Source organism: Flavobacterium sp. T50_26 (assembly GCF_057652995.1).
In genome coordinates this window covers 28,243-49,126 of the sequence record NZ_JBYFCC010000027.1, presented here as the reverse complement: position 1 = coordinate 49,126, position 20,884 = coordinate 28,243, and the positions used below count along the sequence as shown (strand labels likewise).

The 20,884-nt window shown below is 32.8% G+C and carries 15 protein-coding genes; 9 read left to right on the top strand and 6 right to left on the bottom strand.

The annotated features are described in order from the left end of the window. The first annotated feature begins 75 nt into the window (after positions 1-75). From AC23MC_RS14265 to AC23MC_RS14230, 8 genes are all read left to right on the top strand, one after another. Entirely contained in the window at positions 76-1,020 is a 945-nt protein-coding gene (locus tag AC23MC_RS14265) for a hypothetical protein (protein ID WP_487568988.1), read from the top strand. A gap of 5 nt (positions 1,021-1,025) precedes the next feature. Continuing rightward, positions 1,026-1,241 carry a hypothetical protein gene (locus AC23MC_RS14260; protein WP_487568989.1) on the top strand — a complete coding sequence of 72 codons (216 nt, stop codon included), beginning with the start codon at positions 1,026-1,028 and terminating at the stop codon, positions 1,239-1,241. An 83-nt stretch (positions 1,242-1,324) separates the two neighbouring features. After that, a complete protein-coding gene (locus AC23MC_RS14255; RefSeq protein ID WP_487568990.1) occupies positions 1,325-2,227 on the top strand; it encodes a hypothetical protein in 903 nt (300 codons plus the stop codon). A gap of 64 nt (positions 2,228-2,291) precedes the next feature. Next, a complete protein-coding gene (locus AC23MC_RS14250) occupies positions 2,292-3,278 on the top strand; it encodes a bacteriophage abortive infection AbiH family protein (RefSeq protein WP_487568991.1) in 987 nt (328 codons plus the stop codon). A gap of 56 nt (positions 3,279-3,334) precedes the next feature. Continuing rightward, the gene (locus AC23MC_RS14245; protein WP_487568992.1) at positions 3,335-5,152 is read left to right on the top strand and encodes a DUF262 domain-containing protein; all 1,818 of its coding nucleotides are present in this window, start codon (positions 3,335-3,337) and stop codon (positions 5,150-5,152) included. Between the two features lies 1 nt (position 5,153). Further along, positions 5,154-7,388 (top strand): GmrSD restriction endonuclease domain-containing protein, encoded by a 2,235-nt coding sequence (locus AC23MC_RS14240; protein ID WP_487568993.1) that lies wholly within the window; start codon positions 5,154-5,156, stop codon positions 7,386-7,388. Between the two features lie 5 nt (positions 7,389-7,393). After that, positions 7,394-10,606 carry a type I restriction endonuclease subunit R gene (locus AC23MC_RS14235; protein ID WP_487568994.1) on the top strand — a complete coding sequence of 1,071 codons (3,213 nt, stop codon included), beginning with the start codon at positions 7,394-7,396 and terminating at the stop codon, positions 10,604-10,606. A 3-nt stretch (positions 10,607-10,609) separates the two neighbouring features. Continuing rightward, entirely contained in the window at positions 10,610-11,197 is a 588-nt protein-coding gene (locus AC23MC_RS14230) for a DUF6642 family protein (RefSeq protein ID WP_487568995.1), read from the top strand. Between the two features lie 784 nt (positions 11,198-11,981). On the opposite strand, the gene AC23MC_RS14225 is transcribed toward AC23MC_RS14230, so the two are convergent. Then, positions 11,982-13,040 (bottom strand): HNH endonuclease domain-containing protein, encoded by a 1,059-nt coding sequence (locus tag AC23MC_RS14225; RefSeq protein WP_487568996.1) that lies wholly within the window; start codon positions 13,038-13,040, stop codon positions 11,982-11,984. A gap of 658 nt (positions 13,041-13,698) precedes the next feature. Between AC23MC_RS14225 and AC23MC_RS14220 the strand changes: the two genes are divergently transcribed. After that, positions 13,699-15,177: a Fic family protein gene (locus AC23MC_RS14220; protein WP_487568997.1), complete on the top strand. Its 1,479-nt coding sequence runs from the start codon at positions 13,699-13,701 to the stop codon at positions 15,175-15,177. 453 nt (positions 15,178-15,630) lie between these two features. Here AC23MC_RS14220 and AC23MC_RS14215 read toward each other — a convergent pair whose 3' ends face one another. From AC23MC_RS14215 to AC23MC_RS14195, 5 genes are all read right to left on the bottom strand, one after another. Continuing rightward, entirely contained in the window at positions 15,631-16,434 is an 804-nt protein-coding gene (locus AC23MC_RS14215; RefSeq protein WP_487568998.1) for a helix-turn-helix domain-containing protein, read from the bottom strand. Between the two features lie 60 nt (positions 16,435-16,494). Further along, on the bottom strand, positions 16,495-17,493 hold the full coding sequence (locus AC23MC_RS14210; RefSeq protein WP_487568999.1) for an SDR family NAD(P)-dependent oxidoreductase: 999 nt from the start codon (positions 17,491-17,493) through the stop codon (positions 16,495-16,497). Between the two features lie 93 nt (positions 17,494-17,586). Then, positions 17,587-18,204 (bottom strand): class I SAM-dependent methyltransferase, encoded by a 618-nt coding sequence (locus AC23MC_RS14205; RefSeq protein WP_487569000.1) that lies wholly within the window; start codon positions 18,202-18,204, stop codon positions 17,587-17,589. A gap of 5 nt (positions 18,205-18,209) precedes the next feature. Further along, a complete protein-coding gene (locus AC23MC_RS14200) occupies positions 18,210-18,566 on the bottom strand; it encodes a hypothetical protein (RefSeq protein ID WP_487569001.1) in 357 nt (118 codons plus the stop codon). A 41-nt stretch (positions 18,567-18,607) separates the two neighbouring features. Beyond that, a complete protein-coding gene (locus AC23MC_RS14195; protein ID WP_487569002.1) occupies positions 18,608-20,863 on the bottom strand; it encodes a multicopper oxidase domain-containing protein in 2,256 nt (751 codons plus the stop codon). Positions 20,864-20,884: the final 21 nt, after the last annotated feature.

Sequence of the window (20,884 nt, the reverse complement as noted above, 5' to 3'; positions counted from 1 at the left end):
AAAAATCATTTATCTTTGAATTATTAACGAAATACTCTATTAGCAAAAGTCCAATTTAGTTTGAAGATATACAGTTTGAAGATATACAATAATGTTTTAAATTCTGATGATGATGAATTAGCTACTAAAGTTGCTGAAAGAATTGAATATTATTTAAAATATGACGAAATATTAATAGGTTCTATTCAATTTACATCCTCATTATTATTTAAAAATGTTGCAAAAAAAATAGTTATTAATGATTATAATTCTTTGAAAGAAAACATAAAAATATTATTGGAAAACTTTACGTTAATATGTGATAATATTGGATTAGAACCAAGTGATTTCTTAAATGATTTAAACACTTTCGAATTTCACGATTTAAACAAAGAAAATGTTTCTAATTTACCACTTGAATTATTTGATGAAGCCAATAAAAAAAATAATGACTTGTCAATATATTTATTGAGTTTAGCTGATGAGTATTTAACTTCTCTGGATAAAAATCAGTGGCTAATTGTCTTTAAAGATTTTAATAATTTTAATTTTAAATTATTAAAAAATATTGGATACAATTCATGGAATAGTTTCGCAAAGGAAGCATTAAAGGATATTTTAATTGAAAAAATTACACAAAAGAATTATAGTGATTCTGAAGAATGGAATTATCTTATTGAAAGTTTTAAAGGAGCTAATATTAGTCTAAACAACGTTTTTAAAGACATCAGAGATACGTTATATAGAGATAGTTCATATATTAACATTGAATTATTTAAAATTCTAATTGTTCAATTTAAGGAATATTCTACATTAGACAGTAAACCTAATGAATCTTTTAGAACATTTTTTAAAATTGAATTTCTTGATAATCATGATTTATTAAATTTAATGATCATTAATTCAGATTATATTAAAATAGTTATGCAGAAAAGTTCACCAAATGACTTTATTGATTTTAAGCAAGCTATATTAGATAGAATTGAAGGTAATAATGAAATAAAAACATTAGCAGAAAAATTAGGATTGATAAAAAAATAAAAAACATGGCAGAAATAGGACAACTTTGTAACATTGAATCGGATCAAGATACTGTTTATAGAATTATTGCTGTAAAACCAGACAAAATGAACGGCAGTAGCATAAGAGAAGGGGTACAAACTATTCTAAAGAATTTTTTTGTGGATGTTGAGGAAGTCAAAAACCCAAGTGTACAAAAATTGAATATTCCAATCTATAACGTTCATGTTATTAAAGAATAATATTTATTATAAAATAAACATTTTGTAGCAAATAAAAAAAGAAAAAATCCAAAATCATGGCGTATTACACCTATTATTATTACATGAAATTCAATAAATTAGAACTACATTACTGGTTAGATTTCAATTCACATCTTATGGATGCTTTTGTTCAAAATAGATGTGAAGATGAATTTCTTGATTTATTAGCACACATTGCAAAAATATTCAAAACTGAAATTATTGTAGAAACTGAACCAGTCGCCGAGGGAGGTTTCAAAAGATACTATAAAATACTAGCTAAAGAAGAAGGAAAAAAGGCCATTATAACAACCGCAGTAATTACTGCTGTTGTATCAGCAATTTTAGTTACTCCGATAACATCTACATTATCAAAAGTAACAGAAAATATAATTGATAAAATATTTGAAGATGAAAGTGCAAAAAGAAAAGTAGATGAAAAAACAACACTTGAAATTGAAAAATTAAAACAAGAAATTAAAATCAATAACTTATTGTTAGATAATGATAAATTTATAGATAGAAGTCAATCGAACTTCTACAGACAATTAGAAAAATATTCTAAGGTAGAAAAAGTTTCCTTATCCGCAACGGATGAAGAATTCAATATAGTTTTTCAAGAAAAAACAATTGAAAAAGACCAATTTAAAATTATGGCAACATACAAAATATCTGATGAAAAAAAGTTTACAACTTTAAAAAGTAATGTGTCTTACGATGAAATTATATCTATTGATGAAGCATCAAAAGAAGCAAATATAGAAATTATCGCTCCGGACTTTTCGACTGGCTCAAATAATTGGAAGGGTTTGTATAATGAAAAACTAATTACATTTGAAGTAACCGAAGCAAAATTTAATAACCTTGTTCAATCAGGAAATATTGTATTTAAGAAAGGCTCAACAATTAATTGTCTCTTAACAAAAAAAGGAAAAGGATCTGGAAAAATAAACTATGAAGTCAAGAAAATAAATTATATCAATTAATTATAAAAAGAAAATTCAATAGTGCCTGCAAAAAAATAAAGCATGTCAAACGATAAAAAATTCTATGGAAACATTATATATTATCGGTAATGGATTTGATATGTATCATAGTTTAGATACAAAATACCAATCTTTTGGCTTTTTTTTAAAGAAAAAACATTATCAAATTTATGATTATCTGACAGATTATTATGGATTACCTCATTTAGAGGATATCGATGAAAAATATTATGAGTGGAATAATTTTGAAAGAGCATTAGCGGATTTAGATTACGAAACTGTTTTGGATGACAATTCAGATTATTTACCTAATGTAGCAAGTGACGATTTCAGTGATGGAGATTGGCATGCTTTGCAGCAAGTAATGAGTAGTATTGTTGATGATTTAACTGATAATCTTTTTAAAGAATTTAAAGAATTTATTTTAAATGTTAACTTTCCGAAATTAGAATCTAGTAATTTGCTGTCAATTGACAGAAATTCAATCTTTATTACATTTAATTACACAGATACATTGGAGAATTATTACGATGTGTCGATTAAAAATATTTTATATATTCATAATAAAGCAAAATCAAATGATATTTTAATATTGGGTCACGGTACAGATCCTGATAATTTTAAAGTTGAACAAGAAAAAATGCCTGTAGGTCTGTCGATTGAAGAACAAGTCGAGTGGACAGAGCGAATGTCAGACAATTTTGATTTTTCTTATGAGCAGGGTAGAGATGAAATTTTAGGTTACTTCAGCAAATCTTTTAAATATACAGAAGATATAATTTCTCAAAACCAATCTTTTTTTGACAGCTTGAAGAATATTAAAAAAGTCATTATTTTAGGCCACTCTCTATCAGATGTTGACCAGCCATACTTCAAAAAAATAATGCAATCCATTGAAGATAAAACAATAACGTGGACAGCTTCATATTATGGTGAAAAAGAATCAATTTATGAAAACCTGATAGCTATAGGCTTAAATGATAATCAAATTAATTTAATTACATTAGATGAAATTAAAGTGAAAAATGATGTTAAATACAAATCATTTTAATTGGATATTTTCATATAAAATTGAGAATTTGATTTAAACTATATGATTACAAATAAATGATAGAAAACCAAATAAAAACCTTGAGCATCACACATCTGTTAGGTATGAACTTTTACATTCCCGAATACCAGCGTGGCTATCGTTGGACACGAAATAATGTAAACCAATTGCTTAATGACATCTGGGAGTATCGTAAGGAACCCAATAATGTAAATACCTTTTACTGCTTACAACCCATTGTGGTAAAGAAATGTACATGGCAGGATATTGATGGTAATACAGTTGAGGGCTATGAATTAATTGACGGGCAACAACGTTTAACAACTATACATCGTATTTTAACCTTTATTCTGTTGGAACGTTATAATAAAATAGATTTAGAAAGCAGAGGTTACAAGGCAAACCTTTTTTCAATGTATTACAAAACTCGGTTGGAATCTAAGTTATTTTTGGAAAATAATACATACAATAATTCAAAACCTGATTTGTATTACATGAGTGAAGCCTATGAATGTATCAAAGAATGGTTTAGCAACTCAGAACGTGGAATTCCAGACGATGTGATGGATGAAGTGAGGAGAATATTGCTTCCTTTTATTAAAGAAGGAAATCAAATTGAAAAACTCCCGGAATGGAGCGTGCAAGTTATTTGGTATGAAATCAAAAATAAAGAACAGAAAAGTGAAGAATTGTTTACGCGTCTTAATCGCGGTAAAATTCCTTTAACTAGTGCAGAATTAATTAAAGCAAAATTTGTAAATGCGGACAGTTTTAAAGGTTTTACAGAAGACGATAAAATAAAACGTCGAACACAATTGATACAGATTTGGGATGAGATAGAGAATCAACTAAACAATCCAAAGTTCTGGGCATTTATTTCAAATGATCCAATAAAAAAGTACACCAATAAAATTGAATATTTATTTGATGTCATCACGAGGAAAAAAGAACATGAAAAAGACCCTTTATATAGTTTCATCCATTTTTTTGATGAAAAGGAAACGGCAGCTTCCCTTTGGATCAAATGGATTAGGGTAGAGGAAATTTATCGATCTTTAGTTTATTGGTATTCAAATAAAGATCTTTATCATAAAGTGGGTTATCTTATTGTTACTAAAACTGGTATCAGGAAATTAGTGGACATTAAGAGAACCCATACAAAAGATAAGTTCGATGAAGAATTGTCTAAACTAATTGCAGAAAAAATTCCGGACAACTGGGAGGAACTCAGCTATGATAAGCCAGCTGACCATTCTAAAATAATTGACGTTTTGCTTTTAGCTAACGTAGAACTCACTAGAAAAAATAAAAACAGCACTGAATTTTTTCCTTTTGAAATGTATAAAAGCATTACAAAAAGTTTAGAGCATATCCATGCACAGAATATCGAGGGAATAAATGAAAATAAAAGAGAAGAATGGTTTAATTGGCTGGATTCCCACATCAGCATTTTGTTGAATGTAACATCTAATGTTATCGAGTCAAAAAAAGTTATTGAAGAAGTTGCAAAGATCGACAAAAAAACCTACAAGTATGAAGATTTTAAGGTTATTAGTAATAAAATATTAAATCTAATTCCCAAAGAAGATATCAATGAAAATAACTATTTGCACAAAATTCAGAATATGGCTTTGTTGGGGCTAAATGAGAATATTACGTTGAGCAATTCAGTTTTTGAAGTAAAGCGACGTAAAATATTAAATTTAGACAAAGCTGGAGCTTTTATACCGCTAGCAACTAAAAGAGTATTTTTAAAATATTATTCTACGGACACAAGTCAACATTATTCTGTATGGACAGAGCAAGAAAGAAATAATTATTTGTTAGAGATGCAGAACTGTATTAACCCCTATAAACCATTTATCTCCATATAAGATGAGGAATAATTTTATCGAAGTTCTAACTAATGAAGTAGAAATACCAATTATCCAACGTGATTATGCACAAGGAAGGACAGACAAAAAGACAGAAAAGATTAGAAAAGATTTCTTGGATGCCTTATTTGATTTTATTCAGCATAAACAATCACATGAGCCTGAAGCTGAAATAGAACTTGATTTTATTTATGGCTTTACTATAGAAAAAAACGCAAGCCAAACGAAATTTATACCTATAGACGGTCAACAGAGATTGACCACCCTATGGTTATTATATTGGTTTACATCTGTTAAGGAGGAATCAATACCTGAGGATAATTACTTTTTAAGAAATTTTCTATATGAAACGAGGCATAGTACCACTGAGTTTTGTAAGCAGTTAACGTTGTTTCAGCCGAATTTCAATAAAGAATCAATTGGTAATGAGATAAAAAATCAACCATGGTATTTTGAAACTTGGGATTTTGATCCTAGCGTTCAGGCAATGATTATTGTTCTTAACGATATAGAAAAAAGATACAAGGAATTAAAATTTGAAAAAATATGGAATTTAATAAAAAACGACTCCTGCCCTTTTTATTTTTATAAATTGGACATGAGTAGTGTTGGTCTTAGTGATGACTTATACATTAAGATGAATTCACGAGGAAAAGGGTTAACTGAATTTGAATATTTTAAGGCAGGCTTTTCGGAACTGATAATAAATGATGAACAAAAGGAAAAATTTGAAAATTCAATCGATGGAGAATGGATAGATTGCATTTGGCATCTTGTATTTAGCTCAAATATTATGTCGGACGATATTGCTCAAGAAGTGGACAACGCATTTCTAAATATCTTCAATTTCATCACCTCAGTAATAGCCTTGAAAAAAGACATTAAAACACCGCAGGGTAATAGGTACGAAGATACGATCAACTCTGCAGATTTGGTTAAGTCAATTTATGCGGATTATGAAAATAGGCAGTTACTTTTTAATATTTTAGATGCAATATCTGATCAACAAAAATTTAATTCCTCGTTTTGGAATGATACGTTCTATTTTGCTAAAGACGAATATCAGCAATCAAAATCAAGATTGTTTTTTCAACATAAAGAAGTAAATCTTTTAAAACGATGCTTATCAGTAGGACGAAGAGGATTAACATTTCCTGAGCAAATTTTACTATATAGTTGTTTTCACCATTTGGTTAACCAAAATGATGATTTTGACAAAAGAATTAGAAATATTCGGAATCTAAGTATCAATTCGGAAAACGAATTACGTGAGACAATTTTAGGTGATTGTTTTAACGAAGTTGATAAATATCTTGAGCAGGGCGATTTAAATATTTTTAAGGAGTTTAAAACTGACCAAATAGACGAAGAGAAAAATAAAGAGAGATTCCTTAATGGTTCAATAAAAGACTTAAGTATTCTCAGAAAACTCGAAGATAGTGATATACTGAGAGGAAGTATTTCCTTATTTCCATTTGATGATAAGTTAGAAAAAAGGGCATCAAAATATCTTGAACTTTTTGAGGAAAATGATATAGTTCAAGATTTTAATAATAAAAGTAATTTACTTTTATGTTTTGGTGACTATTCTCAAAACCATAATTCACTGACCAATTTAATGGCAAAGAGCAAAATTGTCATAAGAAGTTTTTTTACTACCCCCGGTTATAATAAAGCACATTTTTATACAAAAACCCAGTCTGTAACAATGGATTGTATTGATTATTTTGTTCAGAACAATACTATTTCAGCCACTCAAAAAATTTCTGATACATTAAGCGACTACTCTGCAAAGCCAAAGGGCTGGAGATACTATTTTTTAAAATATCCATCATTTAAAAATGAAAACCAATATGGCTACTATGAATGGAGAGATTCCCATTATTGCATATGGAAAATGGGGAAAAAACAATTTAATGGTTATCATTGGGATCCTTTTCTGTATGAGGCAAGAAATTATTTTAATAGCAAAAAATTAACATTGGGCAATTATGGCATACATGATAAATTGGTTTTATCGATTAATAAATCTAAAATTTTGATTTCATCACTATCATATGGATTTTTATTTGAAAATGGAAACACTGCTATTAACAATGCCCTATTAGAAGAATTGATAGTCAATAAATTACTAAATCATGAAGGCAAATTGCTTATATTGCAAAATGAAAACGAAATTGATTTAGAAGATAGGATTGAAAAGTTAAAATCGGTATTGAACAGTCTTTTGAGTTAGAAAATATGAAATTCACCGAAGAAAAATTAGAACGAGCTTTTACCGAGTTGTTGGGAAACGAAGGTTATCCACATCAATCCGGCAAAACCATCGTTAGACCCACCGATGAAGTGCTGCTGGAAGATGATTTACTGCAATTTCTTCTCACGCAATACGAAAAAGAGGGCCTAACGATAAATGAAGCCAAATCGATTATTCTTCAATTAAAAACCTTGCCTTCATCCGATTTGTATGAAAGCAACAAAACATTTTTGCAATTGCTTGCAGATGGTTTTATACTCAAACGAGAAGACCGCAACCAAAAAGACATTTACATTCAACTGATAGATTATAGTGGTTTAAACAAACACAAACATCCCGATGCGGAGCAACTGATAACCATGGTGGCTGAACCACCGCCAGCCTATCGGAAAGACAATAACATCTACAAATTTGTCAATCAATTAGAAATTACGGGTTCAGAAAAACGCATTCCGGATGGAATCATTTACATCAACGGATTGCCGTTAGTGGTGCTGGAATTCAAAAGTGCCATTCGGGAAGAAGCGACCATTCACGATGCTTTTATTCAATTAACGGTTCGTTACCGCAGAGATATTCCCGAACTATTTAAATACAATGCGTTTTGCGTCATTAGTGATGGCGTAAACAACAAGGCAGGTTCGTTCTTTGCTCAGTATGACTTTTTCTATGGCTGGCGAAGAGTGGCGGGGCTAGCCAAAGACGTAGACGGTATCGATAGTATGTTTACGTTGGTGCAAGGCATGTTACATCAAAACCGTTTGCGTGATATTATCAGGAACTTTATTTACATTCCCGATACCTCCAAAAAAAACGAGAAGATTGTTTGTCGCTATCCACAGTACTATGCAGCAAGAGCTTTATTTGAAAACATCCAAAAAGCCCAACGACCAAATGGCAATGGAAAAGGAGGAACCTATTTCGGAGCAACAGGGTGCGGTAAGAGTTTTACGATGCTGTATCTAACTCGCTTGTTAATGAAAAGTGAGTACTTCGAAAGCCCTACCATCGTATTAATTACAGATAGAACCGACCTAGATGATCAATTGTCAGAACAGTTTACCAATGCCAAGCATTTCATTGGCGATAATACGATTCAGAGTGTCGAAAGCAGAGCACAATTAAGAACCTTGATACAAGGTAGGCAAAGCGGTGGTGTTTTCTTAACAACCATTCACAAATTTACCGAAGATACCCAATTGCTTTCAGAACGAAACAATATCATTTGTATATCAGATGAAGCCCACAGAAGTCAAATTAATTTAGACCAAAAAATAAAAGTAACTGAAAAAGGTGTTACAAAAAGCTATGGATTTGCAAAGTATTTACACGACTCCTTACCAAATGCAACCTATGTAGGCTTTACAGGAACACCGATAGACGGTACACTCGAAGTGTTTGGAAAAGTTGTGGATGCATACACCATGACCGAATCGGTGAAGGATGAAATCACAGTACGAATTGTCTATGAAGGTAGAGCGGCCAAAGTGGCTTTAAAAAATGGAGAACTCGAAAAAATTGAAAAATACTACCAAGAAGCAGCCCAAGCAGGAGCCAATGAATATCAAATAGAACAAAGCAAAGAAGAAACCGCAAAAATGAATGCCATTTTGGGCGACCCAAAACGATTAAAAGCACTGGCAGAAGATTTTGTAACCCATTATGACAAACGCGTTTCAGAAGGAGCTACTGTAAAAGGCAAAGCGATGTTCGTTTGCAGTAGCCGAGAAATAGCGTATGAGTTCTTCAAAAATGTTATTGCTCTTCGTCCGGAATGGAATGAAATGCGAGCAGCGGAAGAAGGAGCTGAACTCTCTGAAAAAGACAAATTAGAACTCAAACCCATCGAGAGAATCAAAATGATCATGACCCGAGGGCAAGATGATAATGAAACACTATACAAATTACTAGGCACAAAAGAACATCGAAAAGAACTGGACAGACAGTTTAAAAATGAAAAATCAAACTTTAAAATTGCAATCGTGGTCGACATGTGGCTCACAGGGTTTGATGTGCCGTTTTTAGATTCCATTTACATTGACAAACCAATACAGCAACATAACTTAATTCAAACTATTTCAAGAGTGAACCGAAACTTTGAAGGAAAAAACAAAGGATTGGTTGTAGATTACATCGGAATCAAAAAACAAATGAACCTTGCCCTAGCCTTTTATAATAAAGGGGACAAAGACAATTTTGAAGACATTGCAGAATCGCTTACAATTGTTAGAAATCATTTAGATCTTTTAGCAAAACTGATGCACAAATTTGACAGTTTCAACTATTTTAACGGCACAACGTTGGAGCAATTGCACACGCTGAATAGAGCTGCTGAGTTTGTGCAACGTACAAAAGATGTAGAAACACGTTTCATGGGCTTTGTCAAACGATTAAAAGCGGCCTACGATATTTGTGTGGGCAGTGAAAGCCTAACCAAAGAGGAACGAGATTATACGCATTTCTACTTCGCTGTGCGTTCCATCGTCTTCAAACTAACAAAAGGTACGGCACCAGACACGGCACAAATGAATGCTCGCGTTCGCGAAATGATTAAAGAGGCTCTAGCCAGTGATGGTGTAGAAGAAATTTTTAAACTGGGTGAAGAAGGAGAAAATGAACAAGATATTTTTGACGAAGATTACTTGGCAAAAATTGATAAAATAAAATTACCAAATACTAAAATTAAATTACTCCAACAACTCTTGGCGAAAGTCATTGGCGAAATGAAAAAAGTCAACAAGGTTAAAGGAGTTGATTTTACAAAAAAAATGCAAGCACTGGTAGAAAGGTATAACCAAAGAGATGAAAATGATGTTTTGCGTAGTGAAGTATATGAGGAAATGGCAGAACAATTAACCAATTTAATTTGGGAAGTGCATAAAGAATTCAAATCGGGTGATGTACTAGGTATTGACTTTGAAGAAAAAGCATTTTATGATATCCTAAAGGAACTTTGTGCTAAATATGATTTCCGCTACCCGGAAGATAAATTAATCGAACTTGCCAAAGCTGTAAAAGGCTTGGTGGATGAACAAGCAAAGTTTCCGGATTGGAACAAACGTGATGACATCAAATCAGCCTTAAAGGTGGGATTAATTTTATTACTGGATGAATTTGGTTATCCACCGGTAGAACGAGACGAGGTATATGTGGAAATATTTGAGCAAGCAGAAAACTATAAGAAGAACAGAAGATAAAAAATGGGAATAGCAAAACACTACGAAAAGCATATTTTTTGTTTAGAAGGGGATTGGAATGACAATTTAAAAAACAAAAGTTCAATTTTGCCTGCATTAGAACTTCTACAAATTAATGCCGGTATCGAAAGTATTTACAAAACTTGTTCCTCCAAGTCAGAATTCTTTACTCGAATTGAACAATTGTTGAGTAATAAAAATAAGTATAGTAAATACCAAATTATCTATTTGGCATTTCATGGTTTCAAAGGAGGCATATACTTGTCCAATGAAAATCAAATTACATTAGCAGAATTGGCCAAAGAGTTTGACGGTAGATTAGAAAACAAAATGATTCATTTTGGAAGTTGCAGTACTTTAAATATACATGAAGACGAGATTGATCTCTTTTTAAAACAAACTGGGGCTTTATGCATTTCAGGCTATCAAAACGATATCGATTTTATATCAAGTACGGTAGTAGACATATTGTTTTTTGAATTATGTCAGAACTTCAAACAAATTAAAGCAATTGAAAATAACATGCACAAGTACTACGGTGCTTTGTGCGAACAATTACAATTCGAAATTTACTTTCGAAAAGTAGCTTAACCCTCGAAAGGTTTACCATAGCACCCTGATTCTCCTCAATGCCAAGCTGCTCTTAGTCTCATTACTTCATAACATATTATCTTTCCACTCGAAATAATACCCACAAAGTTTATCACGCCTCGTCTCCCCCTCCTTCGGAGGGGGTTGGGGGGAGGAAAAATCAGCTAGTCGAAGTCGAAAAATACCTTTCTCGTCATTATTATGCTAACATTCAACAGTATTTATGCTTTCAATTTAATAAACAACTAGTATATTTTGTCTATATAAATTTCCTTTTATACATTTTATAGTGGAAAATAATTGCCAATAACAATATTTTATTGGAAAATCGCATTCTATTTAATTGAAAAAAAATGCTTTTAGTGGAAAATAAATTTAATGAAACCCTCATCTATAATGGAAAATTTTTGATAAAAATAGGTTTTTAATGGAAAAAAAGACATCATGATCTTCAACGCTCTCCTTACCACAAAGCTAATTATAATCCCCCCCTGCTACCCGAGGTCTTCAAACAGCACACTGCTCGGCGAATGTCTCTAACTTCGCCGTAAACCCTCATACCCGAAGTCTCCCAAATGCTGTTTGAGCTTATGTTTTCAATTCTATATTTTGTTTGCTATTTACTGCATAATGTGTAGTGAATAGCAAATGAGGTATACCTTATAAAATTATTTTTAGCTTAAAGAATATATACTTAATGATGTGGTTTTATCTACATCGGATATATTTGTTTTCATCGTATACAATATTGTAAATTCATAACATTACTATTTTTTGAGTATAATCATAAATACCCAAACCCATTATTATGAGCCATCGTAATTAACGGCTGAATGTTTTCTTTAAAACGGTTGTAATTAAAGCCCGATGTACTGCTATCATCAGGGAAAAGCGAAATGTATTCTTCCAGTAGTTTGTTTTTTGGGCTGTAGTGGCTTATGATTTCGAAAGCTGTTTTTTGAATCTTAAAAAAGCTATCGAAATGCGTTTCCATTATAGGGAGTTTATCGCTTTTGGATGAATTAAAGTTTTTATCAATTGGCACTAGATTCCATATTAAGTTGTGCGAAACAAAGGCATGGGGAATAAAATGGTCTAGGGCATATTTGTCTATGGCTAAGGGTGTTTGTGTGAAAATGCACTCTATTGTTCCCACTTCTTTGAAAACTATGTCCCAATAGTTTTTTCGCTGATTGGTTAGTGACCCTCTAAAAGGCGGCTTGATGAGTTTATTGGCAATATCCGGCACACTGGGATTTCGAACTTGCAAAAAAAGTGTCAAATTCCAATAGATGAAATCTTTTAAAATTTTAGCATTTGCTTTTATATAGTCCACCCATATTGGGTTGATGGTAATATGATTCTCATAGAGAGCATACAGGCAATCGTTTTCAAAATTTTGTGAAAGACTGTATATTCTATTGCGGAAGGTTGTGTCAATTTCTCCTTTTGCTTTGTTGAACCATGGAGTAAGGAACCAATGTGGTACGTTTTTGTTGAAATGTGATAGAGTTTGTTGTGTGGATTTTAAGGGAGAATTTTCTAAAATGGTTTGCAGTGTTGTTTTCTTGCAGTCGATAGTAAGCTTTTCCTGTTCGCGTATGGTTTGTACTGCTTGTTGTATTACATCTTGTTTTCCAAATGATACATGGAAGTAATTTACGGTGTACCAGGCATTACTAATCATTCGGGCAAAGAGTTGCTTTTTTTGAATGGTTGTTTGCTCTTCTTCTACTAATTCGATTATGCTCAACAGCCAATAGAACTTATAGGTTGCTGAGGTGTTTGCAAAGGAAGCTGCCAGTTTGGCGACTGGGAGGCTGTGGGAATGGGGGAGGTGCATAATGGGCAAATTTGGTGCTAAGGTAGGGAAAGTTGGGAATGGGGCAATTTGGTGATGTGTCGATGTGTCAATTTTATCCTCAGCCCAGCCATCGCTGAAGGAGAGGGAGATGGTGTGCTGAGAGTTTGTGGATATTTGAGTAATTTAATTGGATTTTTTAACCTCACCCTAAATCCCTCTCCAAAGGAGAGGGACTTTGGAATTGTGCTTGAATTTGGTTTTTATCCTCACCCGAGCTCTGCCTATCCACCTCCGGACGGGACAAGAAGGAGGGGGAGAAGCTGTGGATGTGGAGGGCGTGGTATTTTTGTGTAGTAATGAAATCTTCTTTAAGAACTCTATTTTGTTTGCTATTTACTACACAATGTGTAGTGTTATGCAAATGGTGTATATCTGAAATTAAGGCTGAATGTTTTTTTTAAGTGGGTGTAGTTAAAGTTTATTTGAATTCTAGATTAAGTTATGAAAAGCATAGTTTTATAATGGAAAAAATTGTCTAAATATGATTGTTTAGTGGAAAAAATTTTCTTTTTAATAGCGAGTCATTGTTTATAGTGGAATATTTTTACTGATGATGTTTTTTATGATGGAAAATATTTTCCAAAAAAGGCGTTATAATGGAAGATATTTTCTATTTTTGTAAATCAAAGCGATTATAATGGAAAATATTTTACAAAATGAACTGCCTGAAATCCTTTTTTCTTCGAGTGATTCAGCAGTAAGCAAGAGGCTTTCAAAATTAGAAAAGTCTGGAATTATTCGTAAAATAGCTCCAAGAATTTATACAACAAATTTAGAAGAAAGTCCTGAAGTTATTATCAAGAAACATTATCCAAAAATATTAGGAGCACTTTATCCCGGTTCTTTGTTGAGTCACCGGTCGGCTTTGGAATTTAATCCTACATCCATCGGTCATCTCTTTGTTACCTACAGCTACACCAAAAAAATAGAGTTACCCGGCTTGACACTGCGTTTTATGGAGGGGCCACCACCTATTGATGGCGATAACCCTTTTAATGGAGAATTATATGTTTCACAGAAAGAGAGAGCCTTTCTTGAAAATCTACAAGTTTCAAGACAAGTTGGACCAGCATCAAAAACCATAACATTACCAGAACTTGAAGAAAAACTGGAACAAGTTATAAAAATAAATGGAGAAGAAGGGCTAAATGCCCTAAGAGATAAAGCAAGGTCTTTGGCGGAATCTTTAGGAATGCAGACAGAGTTTGAAAAGCTAAACAAACTCATAGGTGCTTTATTATCTACTAAATCCTCAAAACTTCTAAGTTCATCATCAGCCATTGCAAGAGTATTTGGCAGACCGTTTGATGAAAATCGAATCCGTCTTTTTGAGCTATTATTCATTGCCTTAAAAAAGCAGGAATTTGTGAGCAGACCCGATCAAAATTTGAGTAAAACAGCATTCCGAAATTTTGCATTTTTTGAAGCTTACTTTTCCAATTATATTGAAGGAACTATATTTGAATTGGATGAAGCAAAACAAATTATAGAGACCGCAACACCTATGCCCGACCGTGATGAGGATTCGCACGATATATTGGGAACCTATAATATTGTTCGGGATATAAAAGAAATGAGTATAATTCCGGCTACGGCGGATGATTTATTAAGCATTATCCAATATCGTCATAAAATATTATTATCTGCAAGGGTATCTAAAAAGCCCGGAGAATTTAAGGATAAAAATAACAGAGCGGGTACTACTCATTTTGTGAACTTTGATTTAGTTAGAGGAACTATAATAGAAGCTTTTAATTTTTATCAGGCTTTAACCAATCCTTTTGCCAGAGCAGCCTATATGATGTTTGTAATTAGTGAGATTCATCCTTTTCTAGACGGCAATGGCAGAATAGCACGAGTAATGATGAATGCTGAATTGGTTAGTGCCAGCGAAACCCGAATTATAATTCCGACTGTTTATCGTGATGATTATTTGGGTGCTTTACGACTACTCACAAGAAATAATAATCCAACAGTTTACATAAGAATGTTGCAAAGAGCACAACAATTTAGTGCATCATTAAAAGCAACTAGTATGGATGATTTAGAAGCTATATTAGAGGCAAGTAATGCTTTTAAAGAGCATGACGAATCGAGATTAAAAATAGTTGAGTAGTTATATCAATTGGCAAACTATTTTAATTGCGAAATACTTAACAATTTTAGGTATCTTCAAGTGATCTATGAAATAACAGGCTTTGTAGTTATACAGGTAGTTTTTGCAAGTATTCCGGTGTTTTAATTCCTGAATCGAGTACTATCTTTTTCTTTTTTTGTTTACGATATTGTATTTTTTTAAGTGATGGATTTCTGAATTTGATGTGTGAAATTCGGGAATTTACTACTCTACTATTTGCTTTTTTAAAAACAATGTAAGCTGTTGAATTTACTGGGTTTTACAGTAGTAGGTTCTAGAATTAGAGGTGTTTGATTCTGGAATACAGCACTATGATTTTTAACTTTTTTTTATTGAAATTATTTCTGTTTTTGTTGCTGCTTTTTGAGTGATAGAATCCTAAATTTATAGTATGTAATTCGTGAATTTACTACTGAAATATTTGTATTTTCACTAAATCATTTTCGAAGGTGAAACACCATACTGATTTTTAAAAGCAAATGAAAAATGGGATAAATCTTCAAAACCTACTTCGAGATAAATATCTGATGGTTTTTTCTTTTTCTCTGTTAATTGATAATAGGCTAGTTCTAATCTTTTTTTGGTTAACCATTTTTGAGGTGTAGTATTAAATAGTTTTTTAAAATCACGGTTGAAAGTGGAGAGACTTCGCCCCGTTAAATAGCCTAATTTTTCGAGAGGCATGTTAAACATAAAATTTTTTTCCATAAAGTTGATTAAATCAATTTTGCCCGGATCATCAAAATTAGTCAAAATGATATCGATGCTTTTGTCAATTTCTCTGAGGATAGTTATAGCTTCGGTAATTTTTAGGGAGGCAATACTTTCCGGAAAATTTCCTTCTACGTCAAAATAAGGGATGACCGAAGCCAAACAACTCTCTAATAAGGGATGGTTATGAAAACTATAAATTTTAGATTCGGGAGTTTGTTCTTTCTTGATTTCGATTTTTTCGTAGAACTTTTTTAATCTTTCCTTCGAAAGATGCATGACAACCGTTTTATGCGGAAGTCCGTTTTTGGGATAATTAATTATGGTAGCGAGTTGGTTTCTTGGAATCAGAAAAATGTCACCTGTTTTGAAGAAATACGTTTTGTCGCTTATAATAATTTTGGTCTCGCCAGAAATGAACCAAACTAACATGTGTTCATCAAATAGCATGTCTGATTTAAACAGTTTGTCATCGTAGCTTGATAGCTTAATTTCAGAGGTTAAATATTTTGAAATATGATCCATTGCAGATAAATTAATAAAAGGGAAGTAGATTACTTCCCTTGATAAAAGTAGCAAAAATTTTTATAGTATGTTGAAGCTCAAACCCGTGAGTTCTTCGCTTAATTTCCATAGTCTTTTAGCATTCATTTCATCTAACGAATAAAGTTCTACGCCTTTAGAACCAACACTCTCTTTATTTGCTAATGGAGCAATGTTACAATCTTCACAATACACACCGCCGAAATGATCGAGCAAAGGACTGGTGGCACACCAAATCGTAGTGGCAGCACCTTGTGGAATCGTTTTAAGATTTGCGGCAACTTCAGGGAGAATGTTCCCGTTTTCATCACAAAAACCCATTTTTTGAAACATTTCGAGTGAAGCTTCCCGAGCTAATTCAGTACCACCAATGGATCCCGGATGCAACGAAAAAGCTCTAATATTGAATTCTTTTGCACGATTGTCTAATTCAAGAGCAAATAAATTACTAGCAGTTTTGGATTGTCCATAGGCTTGCAAGGTTTCATATTCTCTACTAAGGAAATTTGGATCTTCAAAGTTGAATGGTGCCATTTGATGTCCAAGAGAAGATACATTAATCACTCTTGCACCGTTAGCTTTTTTGAGTGCCGGAAATAATCGTGCCGTAAGGTGAAATTGTGCTAGGTAATTTGTTGCTAATTGTGATTCATACCCACGACTGTCATATCTTAAAGGAACCCACATAATTCCTGCATTATGAATCAGCAGATGAAGTGGTCTATTACTGTCTAAAAACTTTACAGCAAATGCATCAATAGCAGAAGGATTCATTGCATCCATCGCTTCAATTTCAACATTGGCAACTCCTTCCAAATTTTTCTTTGCTTTTTCAATGTCTCTTGCTGCAACAATGACAAGAGCTCCTGCCGCTGCTAGTGTTTTAGTGGTTTCAAGACCAATGCCTGTATTTCCACCTGTTACAATGGCAATTTTACCCGTAAGGTCAGCTCCTTTTATTACTTCGGCGGTAGTTGATTTTGCATTAAATACTGAAGCAATTGGTTGTTGTAATTTTCCTTGATAATTGTTGTGTCTCATTTTCTTTATAATTAAAAGTTATAGGACAAAATTATAGGGAAACTAAAAGGAGTGTTTTGTTTAAAATGTCAATTTGTTTTGTTTAGAATGTCATTAGGGTATTTTTTTAAAACCACAAAACTGAAAATTTTGAACGGTATTGAATGGTGTAGTATGATTTTCTGTGAAACATTTTACTGCTTCAAAAGCTTCCTTGAAGGTTTGTTTCATTGTGTTTTCAGAATATTGTTTAATTTCTAAACCGCTGCATTTAAGTGGTCCGTTTTCAGAAAAAGTACCTAATAGGAAATTACCATTGTCAGCTACTGCATTATTGATTAAAGCTACATATTTATCGATGCTTTCTTTATCTGTTAAGAAATGAAAAACCGCTCTATCGTGCCAAAAATCAAACTTACTTTCTGTACGGAATTCTATAATGTCTGAAACAATCCAATGCACTTTATCTGCTTTTTCTCCCAAACGTAGTTTGGCTTTTTCTAAGGCAAATTCGGATATATCTAAAACCCAAATATTTTCATATCCGTTTTCTAGTAAAGCATCTACTAAATTACTGTCTCCGCCACCGATATCAATGATATTGGCGGTTTTAGAAAGTCCCAGACTTTCAATGTAATTCATAGATGTTTTAGGATATTTTTGTGTCCAGCTTACTTCGTTTGGATTTTTAGTTGCAAAAACATTTTCCCAATGTGATTTGGTGTTTTCCATATAGATTATGCTTTACAACAATCGTCTAAACTTTCATAAGCTTCAGGATCTGCTTTTACTTCATCTGCATCATAACCTAATTTAGAGATGGCTACTTTAATCGTTTGTAAATCGGTTTTCTTTTCATTGTAAAAGATTGTGAAAGTCATATTTTCATCATCCAACTGATATGCTTTCAAACCTTTTATTTTCAGCATTTCTGTTTTGAACTTCATACCACAAGTTTCACATACTTTGCAATGATCACAATGTAATACAGTTTTAATTATTGCTTTTTGATTTGTATTTTGAGCAGTTGCAGTAAACATTGTAAATAGAGTAAATACAAGTAGATACAACGTTTTAGAATTGATTTTTTTCATCTTGAAATTAATTGTTTTTTCAAAGATAATTAAAATATATTTTAATAATTCAAATTCAGACCTACTCCAAATCCCATGTCGCTATCGTAATGTGTTCTGATACTAAAATTTCTTGCTAGAATGTATTTTGCTTCAAGCATATATTCGGTGTCAGTATTAACCATAAATCCCATTCTTAAACGTTTTGAAACGGGAATATCTTCTCGCATTAATTGTAATCTAACATTACCATCTTGAAAAACTTCTGCTTGAGCCATCACCAACATGGGTAATGTGTAATTAACTCCGGCACTTAAAACTGCTCTTCTGTCTTTCGTGTTTTCTTGACCGAAGATGTTTTTTTCAACTTCACCGTTCATCTTTCTGTATCGCCAGTCGAAACCAATAAAAGGCATCAACCATTGCATTTTTCCAATGTATCTTCCTAAATGAAATTCTGCTTCGTAGCCGTGCATATCGTGGTAGCCTAAACGCCATTCCGCTCCTAAACTCCAACGTGTATTTTGTATCATCGCCATACCATCATTTCCATTGGTTGCAAAATCATTTTCAGCCATGATGTGAAAAGCTCTATCGTCTGCAAATAGCTTTCGTTCTGCTAATTTAGGATTTGGAATTAGTGGGTTTGGCTCTTGGTTTTCATAAGTAAAAATTCTACCCATTCCTGCCATCATGTGATATAAAATGTGACAATGGAAAAACCAATCGCCTTCTACATTCGCATTAAATTCAATAACGTTAGTTTCCATCGGCATTAAATCCATTACGTTTTTTAAAGGAGCGTATTCTTCCTGACCGTTAATGATTCTGAAATCGTGACCGTGTAAATGCATAGGGTGACGCATCATAGAATTATTGTAGAGTGTAATCCTGACGTTTTCACCTTTTTTGATTAAAATTTTGTCAATTTCTGAAATTACTTTATTGTCTAAACTCCAAACATAGCGATTCATATTTCCGGTTAATTCAAAACGAAGTTCTTTTACCGGAGCATCTTTAGGCAACGTTGTTTTTTCTGTAGATTTCAGCATGGCATAATTAAGCGTTTTAATCGCTGTCATTTCATTGCCGTGGTTTTGATTATGATTGGAATGATCGGGATTCATTTCTTTCTTATCATTACTTTTCATTGTAGATTCACCTGTTATTTCCGGATACATCACCGCATTCATATCCATTTGGTTTAATGACATTTGCATTCCCATATCGTTTAACTCTCCGTTCATTTTCATCATATCGTTCATCATTTTCATTCCTTCAAAATAGTTCAATTTTGGTAATGGAGAAATTAATTGTTTGATACCACCACCAAGGTATAAAGAAGCTGATTTTGTTCTGTCTTCAGCTGTGGCTAGAAATTCATACGAAGTGTTATCGGCAGGAATTGTCACTATAACATCATACGTTTCTGATACTGCAATTAACAATCTATCCACTTCCACAGGCTCTACATCGTTACCATCACTGGCAACTACAGTAATTTTTCCACCGGCATACGTTAGCCAAAAATAAGAGGATGCACCACCGTTTGCAATGCGAAGTCGCACTTTATCGCCACCTTTGAACTGGGTTAACTGACTTTCATTTTTGCCGTTAATGAGAAACTCTTCATAATACACATCACTCACATCCATAGCATTCATTCGTTTCCATTCGTTACCGATTTTTGTTTTGAAGTGCCCTTGTTTGATGGCTTCTGCATAACTTTGGGTAGAACCTTTTTTTATCGCAAACCAGTCGGAAGCATTGTGTAACATTCTGTGCACATTCTCAGGTTTTAAATCCGTCCATTCACTTAAAATTATTGGAATGGCTGGTATATCATCGATTCCTTTTCGGAATGTTTTATCATTTTCTTTTTTATTCATTATGAACATACCATACATCCCGATTTGTTCCTGTAAACCGGAATGACTATGATACCAATGTGTTCCGTTTTGAATTATAGGAAACGTATATTTATGAGTAGTTCCCGGTTCAATCGGCATCTGAGTGAGATGAGGCACACCATCTTCTTTATTGGGTAAAAATAGTCCGTGCCAGTGCAAAGAAGTGCTTTCCTTTAATTCGTTATGCACATAAATTTCAGCAATGTCACCTTCCGTAAAAGTAAGTGTTGGCATCGGAATTTGACCATTCACTGCAATGGCTCTTTTATCTTTACCGGAAAAGTTTACGATGGTATCTCTAACATATAGATCGTATCGAACTATGTTTTGTGAAAACAGCGTTTGTGTAGCCAAAACAAGGATTAGTATCGGCAACAGTTTTTTGAAAAGCTTATTTTGATTATTCATTTTATGATTATTCTATTAAAG

Coding starts and splice junctions, on each gene's coding strand:
- AC23MC_RS14260 (WP_487568989.1), top strand. CDS start 1,026: ATGGCAGAAATAGGACAACTTTGTAACATTGAATCGGATCAAGATACT.
- AC23MC_RS14255 (WP_487568990.1), top strand. CDS start 1,325: ATGAAATTCAATAAATTAGAACTACATTACTGGTTAGATTTCAATTCA.
- AC23MC_RS14250 (WP_487568991.1), top strand. CDS start 2,292: ATGGAAACATTATATATTATCGGTAATGGATTTGATATGTATCATAGT.
- AC23MC_RS14245 (WP_487568992.1), top strand. CDS start 3,335: ATGATAGAAAACCAAATAAAAACCTTGAGCATCACACATCTGTTAGGT.
- AC23MC_RS14240 (WP_487568993.1), top strand. CDS start 5,154: ATGAGGAATAATTTTATCGAAGTTCTAACTAATGAAGTAGAAATACCA.
- AC23MC_RS14235 (WP_487568994.1), top strand. CDS start 7,394: ATGAAATTCACCGAAGAAAAATTAGAACGAGCTTTTACCGAGTTGTTG.
- AC23MC_RS14230 (WP_487568995.1), top strand. CDS start 10,610: ATGGGAATAGCAAAACACTACGAAAAGCATATTTTTTGTTTAGAAGGG.
- AC23MC_RS14225 (WP_487568996.1), bottom strand. CDS start 13,040: ATGCACCTCCCCCATTCCCACAGCCTCCCAGTCGCCAAACTGGCAGCT.
- AC23MC_RS14220 (WP_487568997.1), top strand. CDS start 13,699: ATGGAAAATATTTTACAAAATGAACTGCCTGAAATCCTTTTTTCTTCG.
- AC23MC_RS14215 (WP_487568998.1), bottom strand. CDS start 16,434: ATGGATCATATTTCAAAATATTTAACCTCTGAAATTAAGCTATCAAGC.
- AC23MC_RS14210 (WP_487568999.1), bottom strand. CDS start 17,493: ATGAGACACAACAATTATCAAGGAAAATTACAACAACCAATTGCTTCA.
- AC23MC_RS14205 (WP_487569000.1), bottom strand. CDS start 18,204: ATGGAAAACACCAAATCACATTGGGAAAATGTTTTTGCAACTAAAAAT.
- AC23MC_RS14200 (WP_487569001.1), bottom strand. CDS start 18,566: ATGAAAAAAATCAATTCTAAAACGTTGTATCTACTTGTATTTACTCTA.
- AC23MC_RS14195 (WP_487569002.1), bottom strand. CDS start 20,863: ATGAATAATCAAAATAAGCTTTTCAAAAAACTGTTGCCGATACTAATC.